Raw genomic sequence first — 7469 nt, forward strand, 5'->3', positions numbered from 1 at the left:
ACAGGAGTTACCCATGGCCGCAACCTCATCCGCGGACGCAACTCGACCTGATAGGCGTGTCTTAGGCCGAGTCGCCCTATCGAGCCTGCTCGGGACAGCAATCGAGTATTACGACTTTCTGCTGTACGCCACCATGACGGCACTGGTCTTCCGCCAGGTGTTCTTCCCCAACTCCGACCCAGCGTTGGCCACAATCGCTGCGTTCGGAACCCTTGCGGCGGGATATGCGGCGCGGCCGATAGGTGGGATCATCTTCGGGCACTTCGGCGATCGCATCGGCCGCAAGAGGATGCTGGTGCTGACGATGACTCTGATGGGTGTAGCGAGCTTCCTGATCGGTGTGCTGCCGCCGTACCACCAGATTGGTGTCACGGCACCGGCTCTGCTCGTGTTGTTGCGTGTTGTGCAGGGTGTCGCGATCGGCGGTGAATGGGGCGGGGCGACGCTCATGGTCACCGAGCATTCGGGTCGGGAGCGTCGTGGCTCGTGGAATGGTGTGATGCAGATGGGATCCCCGTTAGGATTCCTGCTGTCTACAGCAGTCGTCACTGTCGTCACATGGTTGCCGAAGGACGCGTTGCTGTCCTGGGGTTGGCGGATACCTTTCCTGTTCAGTGCACTACTGCTCGTCGCAGGCCTCTACATCCGCCTCGGAGTCACCGAAAGTCCGGTCTTCCAACAGGCTTCGTCGGTGCGACCTGGTCAAATCCCCCTGGCGAGCGTGCTGCGCCGACCATGCAACTTGATCCTGGCGTGCGCGGTCGGTATCGGCCCTTTCGCGCTGACCGCATTGATCAGCACCTACATGATCACGTACGCGACGGGGATCGGATACGAAACATCGAATGTCATGACCGGGCAGTTGTTTTCGTCCGCAACAGCGCTGCTGACCATCCCGCTGTTTTCGGCAATCTCCGACCTGGTCGGCCGTCGCACAGTCATCCTTGCCGGGGCCATCGGGATAATCATCTACGCATTTCCCTTTTACGCACTGATCGATTCGGTCTCCACGCCCAGGCTCGTCACTGCGATGGTCCTCGGTCAGTTAGTGCAATCGGCGATGTATGCCCCACTAGGAGCACTTCTTTCGGAGATGTTCAGCACGAATGTCCGCTATACCGGCGCCTCTATGGGCTACCAACTGGCCGCGCTCATCGGTGCTGGTTTCACCCCGTTGTTCGCGAGCAGCCTACTCGGCGACAACCTGCGCAGCACACCGTTGGTAGTTTTGGCGATCTGCTGTGGGGCGGTGACGATCGTCGCGATTCGGCAGATCAGCGAAACAACCGGCAGCGATTTGGCAGATATCTCGGGCAAGGACCCGGCCGCGGCTATCCCCACATCCGAGTGACCACTGCCGGTTCGGACTACCCGTCCACTCATTGGAATCTCGGGGATTATCGTCCGGATCTGTCGCCTATTTTTGCGAGGTGTTCAAAGCCAGGCTCGGTGTTCGGGGCCGTATATTGGCCATCGCTCTTATTCCGAGCGTGACGATGTTGGCCGCGGGAGTCGGTGCTGCTGTTTTCCTTGTGAACAACGGTCAGCAGGCAAAGAATTGGGCCGATCGGGCCAGTCAGGCCACCGCGCCCACGATCACGATGGTTGAGGCCATCCAGCAAGAACGGCAGTTGACGCTATCCGCGCTTTCGGATGGCGAACAACATGTCAACGAACTCCGTATCGCACGCCAGCGCGTCGATTCGACGCTGCAGTCGATGGCTGCAGTCGGCGATGCCCTCGCGGAATTGGCGCCGGACGCGTTCAACGACAGAATGGCGACATCCAAAGCGCTACTCAGCCAGATCCCAGCGGTGCGGAGTCGGGCAGATGCGGCGCAGTTGCCTGCCGCCGAGGCGTACGATTTCTACAACCAGGCTGTCGACGTTGTGACTGCGGGTTCTCTGGTCGCCGCGAAGGCCGCGCCTGACGCCGCTACGGCGGTGGCACTCACCTCTGCGATCACTTTGTTCCGGGCCCAGGAAGCTATGTCACGGAGCACCGCGCTGGCCGTCACCGCCTTCAACGGCATCGGATGGGTCGGCGACAACTTGATTGAATACAGCCGCCAGGTCGGTCTCTACCGCAGCACAATCGACGAGATCGCCCCCGAGCTCAACGAAGGCCTGCAAGAACAACTGCGGGTGCTGACCAGCAACACGGCTTGGCGTGACTCGAACACCGTGGCGGACGCCATCATTCAGCGTGGCCTGCCGTCTCCGAGCGACAAGCCGGTCGCACCCCCACTCAATTTCGCCGCCTGGCAAGGGGCTGCTGCAACGGTCAGCACGGCCCTGCTGGATTTGTGGCGGGCACAGAGCGTCCAAGCTCAGCAATCCGCGACGGACGCCGGCGAGCGAACTGCCACGAACTCGATAATCGGCGGCGGCGGCGCCTTGCTGGTTGCCATAGCCGCATTCGCCGCGGCCGTCGCCCTGGCCAATCGGTTCATCGCACGTTTGGTCCAACTACGTCGCGACACCCTCGAACTCGCCGATGAGCAGCTACCCGACATCATCCGCCGCCTCCATGACGGCACGCCGGTCGACCTCGACACCGAAATGGCTCACATCGACCATGCGGACGATGAAATCGGCCACGTTGCAGCGGCTTTCAGCCGTGCGGAGCAGGTCGCGGTGTCCGCTGCTGTAGCCGAAGCGAAAACCCGCGAAGGCGTCAACTCGGTGTTCCTCAATATCGCGCACCGTAGTCAGCTCGTGGCCCATCGTCAGTTGGAGATCCTGGACCGAGCCGAACGCGCTTTGGAGGATCCGGTCCATCTACAGACTTTGTTCCAACTGGATCATTTGGCGACTCGCGCCCGGCGCAACGCCGAGAACCTCATCATCCTCGGCGGCGAACAACCGGGCCGCCAATGGCGCAACCCGGTCCCCCTATCCGAAGTAGTCCGCGGGGCGATGGCGGAAACCCTGGAGTACACGAGGATTCACACGGCGCACCTAGCCGACGTTCATATTGTCGGCACCGTGATCGCCGACCTTATCCACCTGTTGGCCGAGCTCATGGACAACGCGACGGCCTTCTCGCCACCGGAGGCGCGCGTCGAAGTTCGCGCCACGGTTGTGGGACGCGGGGTTGCGATCGAAATCAGTGATCAAGGCTTGGGTATGACAGATGCGGAACTTGCCGAACGCAATGACATGCTGCGCGATGCACCTGACTTCAGTGTCGCGACCCTTTCCAGCGACTCCCGACTCGGTCTGTTCGTCGTCGCGAAATTGGCTGCCCGTAACAGCATCTCGGTACGTCTCTCCGAATCCGACTACGGCGGCGTACGCGCGATCGTATTGATACCGACAGACCTCGTCACACCAGACACGGCATCGCGCACTTCGCCCCCTTTGTCGAGTGAGCCGCACGACTCACCGCAGTCAACCGCCAAGCCGTACTCAACGTTCGGACCCGACAGGTCTGGGCCACGGCGGTATGTTCGACCAGCCGGAATCGTCGAGCCCGAACCGCTAAGCGACGCCGCAACGATACTTCCCGAACCGTCCCCAGCTCCGTCTACCGCAGCCACCCCCGCTGCGTCCGCCGGTTGGTTCTCCGGCCTCACTGACACCGAAGCCCCGGACAGCCGACCGCCACTGCCGCGGCGCCGCCGGCAGAGCAGTCTTGCTCCGCAGCTGGCACATGACCCCACACATAGCGGTCAGCACCAGCTGCCGAATACACCTCGGCCGGAACGCTCCGCCGAACAGGCCCGGGACCTGTTCTCCGCCATTGAGGCTGGCACCAAACAGGGCCGTCATGCCAGTCCTGACAACGATTCCACGGTTTTCAACGAATACCGTGCACGATCCGAAGGAGAAGACGGGTGACAGTCTTCGTCAAGCGACACGGTGCGATCGCGGTCGTCACGATCAACCGACCCGAGGTACGCAATGCATTGGACGCCAACACGATCGCCGGGATCGGTTCAGCTCTGCAGTTTGCCGAGGAAGACACGGATGTGCATGCAGTTGTCCTGACGGGCGCAGGAGATCGAGCGTTCTGTGCGGGGATGGATCTACGGGCGTTTGCGTCGGGTGCGTCGCTATCCGACGATAGCCGCCCGGGCTTGGAGTCGATCACTCAGCGAACCTTCCCGAAGCCGGTTATCGCCGCGATCAACGGCGCCGCACTGGCTGGTGGATTCGAGTTAATGCTCGCCTGCGACCTCGCGGTGGCGGCCGAGCACGCGACCTTTGGACTTCCCGAAGTCAAACGTGGCTTGGTCGCAGTAGGTGGCGGCACAAACCTGCCGCGGCGCATACCGCTGGCTGTCGCACTGGAACTGGGGCTCACCGGCGAGAGCATCAACGCCGCACGTGCTTTCGAGCTCGGACTGGTGAACCGGGTCGTCCCGGCCGCGCAGCTGCTAGCGGAAGCACTCGAACTCGCGGGACTGATATCCCGGAACGGTCCTCTGGCGCTGCGAATCACAAAGGAACTGATGCTGGCGCAGGCGTCGGGAGCGACGCCGCAGGAGCTTGCCCCGGCTACAGCGCGAGTGCTGCGCAGCGCAGATGCGAAAGAGGGCGCAACCGCCTTCGCGGAGAAGCGGGTACCGCGCTGGACGGGCGTGTGAGTTCCGTTGGCCGCGACAACAACTACACAAGAAAGTGCGACGGTGACTACCTCCGCTTCCGGTAACCTCGACTGGCTCCTTGACGACCTCGTGACGCGGCTGGTCGGTGTGCACTATGCCGTGCTGCTATCGACCGACGGGCTACTGCTCGCCCGATCAACGTCCATCGACCGAGACAACGCGGAGCGTTTCAGTGCTATGTCATCAACACTCCAAAGCCTCGCACGCAGCGCTGGAAGTCATTTCGGCGTTGGGCGGGCTCGGCAAACCGTCATCGAACTCGACCACGCGTTCCTGTTCGTAACGTCGGCGGGTGACAACGCCTGCATCGCGTTACTCGCGGCGGAGACCGCACATATGGGCATGATTGCGTACGAGATGAACCAGGCAGTGCAGAGCGTCGGAACCCACATGTCGGTCGACAAGCGAACCGGTGAACTACATCGGGTGGATCCGGAACGGCCATGATACTCAACCCCAAACCCGTTACGCCGGATCAGCTCGCCATGTCGGTGAAGATCCTCATCGCAGGTGGCTTCGGCGTTGGCAAGACCACCATGGTGTCCTCGATCAGCGAAATCACGCCGCTGCACACCGAAGAGCTGATCACCGAACTCAGTGCCGGAGTAGATGATCTGGTAGGTGTGGAAGATAAGAAGACCACCACAGTGGCTCTGGACTTCGGCCGCATCACGATCGACCACACATTGGTGCTCTATCTGTTCGGCACGCCCGGTCAGGATCGATTCTGGTTCCTCTGGGATGAACTCTCGGTGGGCACGCTCGGTGCTGTAGTGCTCACTGACACTCGGCGCCTCGAAAGTTCCTTCGCTGCCGTCGACTTCTTCGAGAACCGCGGGATTCCGTTCATCGTCGGCGTGAACTGCTTCGATAACGCACCGAGGTATTCGGTCGAGCAGGTTCGCGACGCACTCGATCTCGAACCGCATACGCCGGTGCATCTCTGCGATGTCCGTAGGCGCGACTCGAGTAAGGATATTCTGGTCAACTTGGTCGAATACTTGATCTACCGAGCGGATGCCGCGCTCCACTGAGTCTGCGGCGTCCGCCCAGTGTCGTCAGACGTCCGCTGGCAGGGGAGGTGAACGTCGTATTGCTCCTTTCAGTGGCCGGAATCGGACAGATCGGCGAGTAGCTTGTCTTGGTAGAGATGTCCCGAGAGATCGACGAGCACAATGAGAGGGGACAGTTGAGCGCGAGCCTGCAGGGCCGAGTGGCACTGGTGACCGGCGGTGGGGCGGGGATCGGCGAGGGAATCGTCCGCCGGTTCTCCGAGGAGGGTGCGCAGGTCGTGTTGGCCGACCGCGGCTCTGGAGAGGCAACAGCCAATCGAGTCGGCGGCCTGCATCTGCCCACCGACGTGACCGAACGAGCACAGGTTGAGGCTGCCGTCGCCGCCACTGTCGATACCTACGGACGGATCGATATCCTGGTCAATAACGCCTCCAGCGGAATGACTGTCTCGCGCGTCGAATCTAAGTCCGACGAGCAAGCGGAATTCGCACCTGGTCCTGCCAGCGGAACTGCTCATGAGTGCCAGCGCTATGTGGGTTGGCAAACTGACTCAAGGTGACGTACAGCCCGCGGTTGGGACGAAACGGCAGCGCCTCGGCGGACACCCGCACTCGCGGCGCCACATATCCCTTAACTGGCGTCCAGAACGCCAGCAGATGTCTTTGCACACCGGCAACAACGGACCGCGGCCCCACTGGAAAGAATCCTCCCCCAGCTTGTTCCACTCCGCGATACTTTCGGCATAGGGCGGACGGAACCAATACATCGCCATGTAGTCGGTTCCAGCCAGATCGGCACACGATGTCCCCAAATCGGAGTATCCAGCAGGCCGCGCCCATCTATCCCCCCAGGCAACGCCCGGCAGGAGCAGATTCTCGGGACGATGATCCAACTGGTGCCATTCGTTGTACTCGCGGTGCGGATGCGGTTCGGTCAGTTCGATAAACGAGAAGAATGCGCGCTCGGAAAACACTGAAACCTCCAGCCATAGCCACCCGGATCCGATGGGGGAGACAATCCGCAGATTCCGTACGGTAGGCCAGTTCGCGAACTGGTCCACTGCAACGTTCCATCTATCGGAATACCGGCTGCTCCGTACAGCCGGTGCAGTCCAACCGATCACATACCGGGTGCGGCGTTCGACTGCTGCTCCAAGATGTGGGGGTAAGCGGCGGCGAACCACGACTGCTCATCGCTGGTCAGGCTTCCGAGTTCGAAGCAGCGGCGACCCCAGGACTCGATCAGCCTGATCATCGTGGGCGAATCGTAGATGTCACGCTCACAGCGGAACCGCCCGTCGCCCGCGTAGTCGAGAATGCTGATGTTGTTCTCTTCGTACGAGCCGCCGTCGCCCGGATCCCGCAGTACGTTGCGCAGTTCGCAAACGATGCGCCCATCCTTTAGATCGAGCAGATGCCAGGCTTCGGGGTAGCGCATCGCAGAACCGGGGAATGTCCCGAGTGTGGCGGTGACCCAGGGCCGTATCTCCGCATGGCCCCGCATGATGCCCTGCATCGGATCGATATAGATGGCCTCCGGCAGGAATAGCTGCACGAACGGCTCCCAATCCCCAGATTCGGCCGCAGCGGCTACCGTATCCGCATGTAATGCGAAGGCATCTTCCAACTCTCGGACAGTCCAAATGTCAGTCATGTGATTACCCTCCCAACGCCCACAAGCACTCATGCGGCGATCGTCCGGTGAGCGGAACGGCGCGACTTATGTTCGGTGTCCGTGGCCATGAGAAAGTGGCTCTGGCACACTTTCGGTGCAGCGGTTCAGCAATCGCATTGCGGCGCTGATGATTCCGATGTAGATGCTGCTGGTGGCTGTGAGTGCGGTG

Annotated in this window: 7 protein-coding genes; 6 read left to right on the top strand and 1 reads right to left on the bottom strand. The window is 61.5% G+C overall.

All coding sequences use genetic code 11. The features are described from left to right. Positions 1 to 13 precede the first annotated feature (13 nt). The 6 genes from ACFYOW_RS44950 to ACFYOW_RS44975 all read left to right on the top strand — a co-directional run bounded on the left by ACFYOW_RS44950 (position 14) and on the right by ACFYOW_RS44975 (position 6185). Complete coding sequence (locus tag ACFYOW_RS44950; RefSeq protein ID WP_387297479.1) at positions 14 to 1351, top strand: MFS transporter; 1338 nt, start codon at positions 14 to 16, stop codon at positions 1349 to 1351. A gap of 145 nt (positions 1352 to 1496) precedes the next feature. Further along, a complete protein-coding gene (locus ACFYOW_RS44955) occupies positions 1497 to 3842 on the top strand; it encodes a nitrate- and nitrite sensing domain-containing protein (protein WP_387297499.1) in 2346 nt (781 codons plus the stop codon). After that, positions 3839 to 4591, top strand: a complete 753-nt coding sequence (locus ACFYOW_RS44960; protein WP_387297481.1) for an enoyl-CoA hydratase-related protein — start codon at positions 3839 to 3841, stop codon at positions 4589 to 4591. The genes ACFYOW_RS44955 and ACFYOW_RS44960 overlap by 4 nt, the downstream gene beginning before the upstream one ends. Positions 4592 to 4633: 42 nt before the next feature. Next, positions 4634 to 5059 (top strand): roadblock/LC7 domain-containing protein, encoded by a 426-nt coding sequence (locus ACFYOW_RS44965; RefSeq protein WP_387297483.1) that lies wholly within the window; start codon positions 4634 to 4636, stop codon positions 5057 to 5059. Continuing rightward, positions 5056 to 5646: an ATP/GTP-binding protein gene (locus ACFYOW_RS44970; RefSeq protein WP_387297485.1), complete on the top strand. Its 591-nt coding sequence runs from the start codon at positions 5056 to 5058 to the stop codon at positions 5644 to 5646. The genes ACFYOW_RS44965 and ACFYOW_RS44970 overlap by 4 nt, the downstream gene beginning before the upstream one ends. Before the next feature lie 116 nt (positions 5647 to 5762). Beyond that, complete coding sequence (locus tag ACFYOW_RS44975) at positions 5763 to 6185, top strand: SDR family NAD(P)-dependent oxidoreductase (RefSeq protein ID WP_387297487.1); 423 nt, start codon at positions 5763 to 5765, stop codon at positions 6183 to 6185. Between the two features lie 560 nt (positions 6186 to 6745). Here ACFYOW_RS44975 and ACFYOW_RS44980 read toward each other — a convergent pair. Beyond that, positions 6746 to 7279 (bottom strand): nuclear transport factor 2 family protein, encoded by a 534-nt coding sequence (locus ACFYOW_RS44980; protein ID WP_387297489.1) that lies wholly within the window; start codon positions 7277 to 7279, stop codon positions 6746 to 6748. Between the last annotated feature and the right edge of the window lie 190 nt (positions 7280 to 7469).

This window comes from Nocardia sp. NPDC006982, from assembly GCF_042869435.1.
Lineage (GTDB): Bacteria > Actinomycetota > Actinomycetes > Mycobacteriales > Mycobacteriaceae > Nocardia.

Coding starts and splice junctions, on each gene's coding strand:
- ACFYOW_RS44950 (WP_387297479.1), top strand. CDS start 14: ATGGCCGCAACCTCATCCGCGGACGCAACTCGACCTGATAGGCGTGTC.
- ACFYOW_RS44955 (WP_387297499.1), top strand. CDS start 1,497: ATGTTGGCCGCGGGAGTCGGTGCTGCTGTTTTCCTTGTGAACAACGGT.
- ACFYOW_RS44970 (WP_387297485.1), top strand. CDS start 5,056: ATGATACTCAACCCCAAACCCGTTACGCCGGATCAGCTCGCCATGTCG.
- ACFYOW_RS44975 (WP_387297487.1), top strand. CDS start 5,763: ATGTCCCGAGAGATCGACGAGCACAATGAGAGGGGACAGTTGAGCGCG.
- ACFYOW_RS44980 (WP_387297489.1), bottom strand. CDS start 7,279: ATGACTGACATTTGGACTGTCCGAGAGTTGGAAGATGCCTTCGCATTA.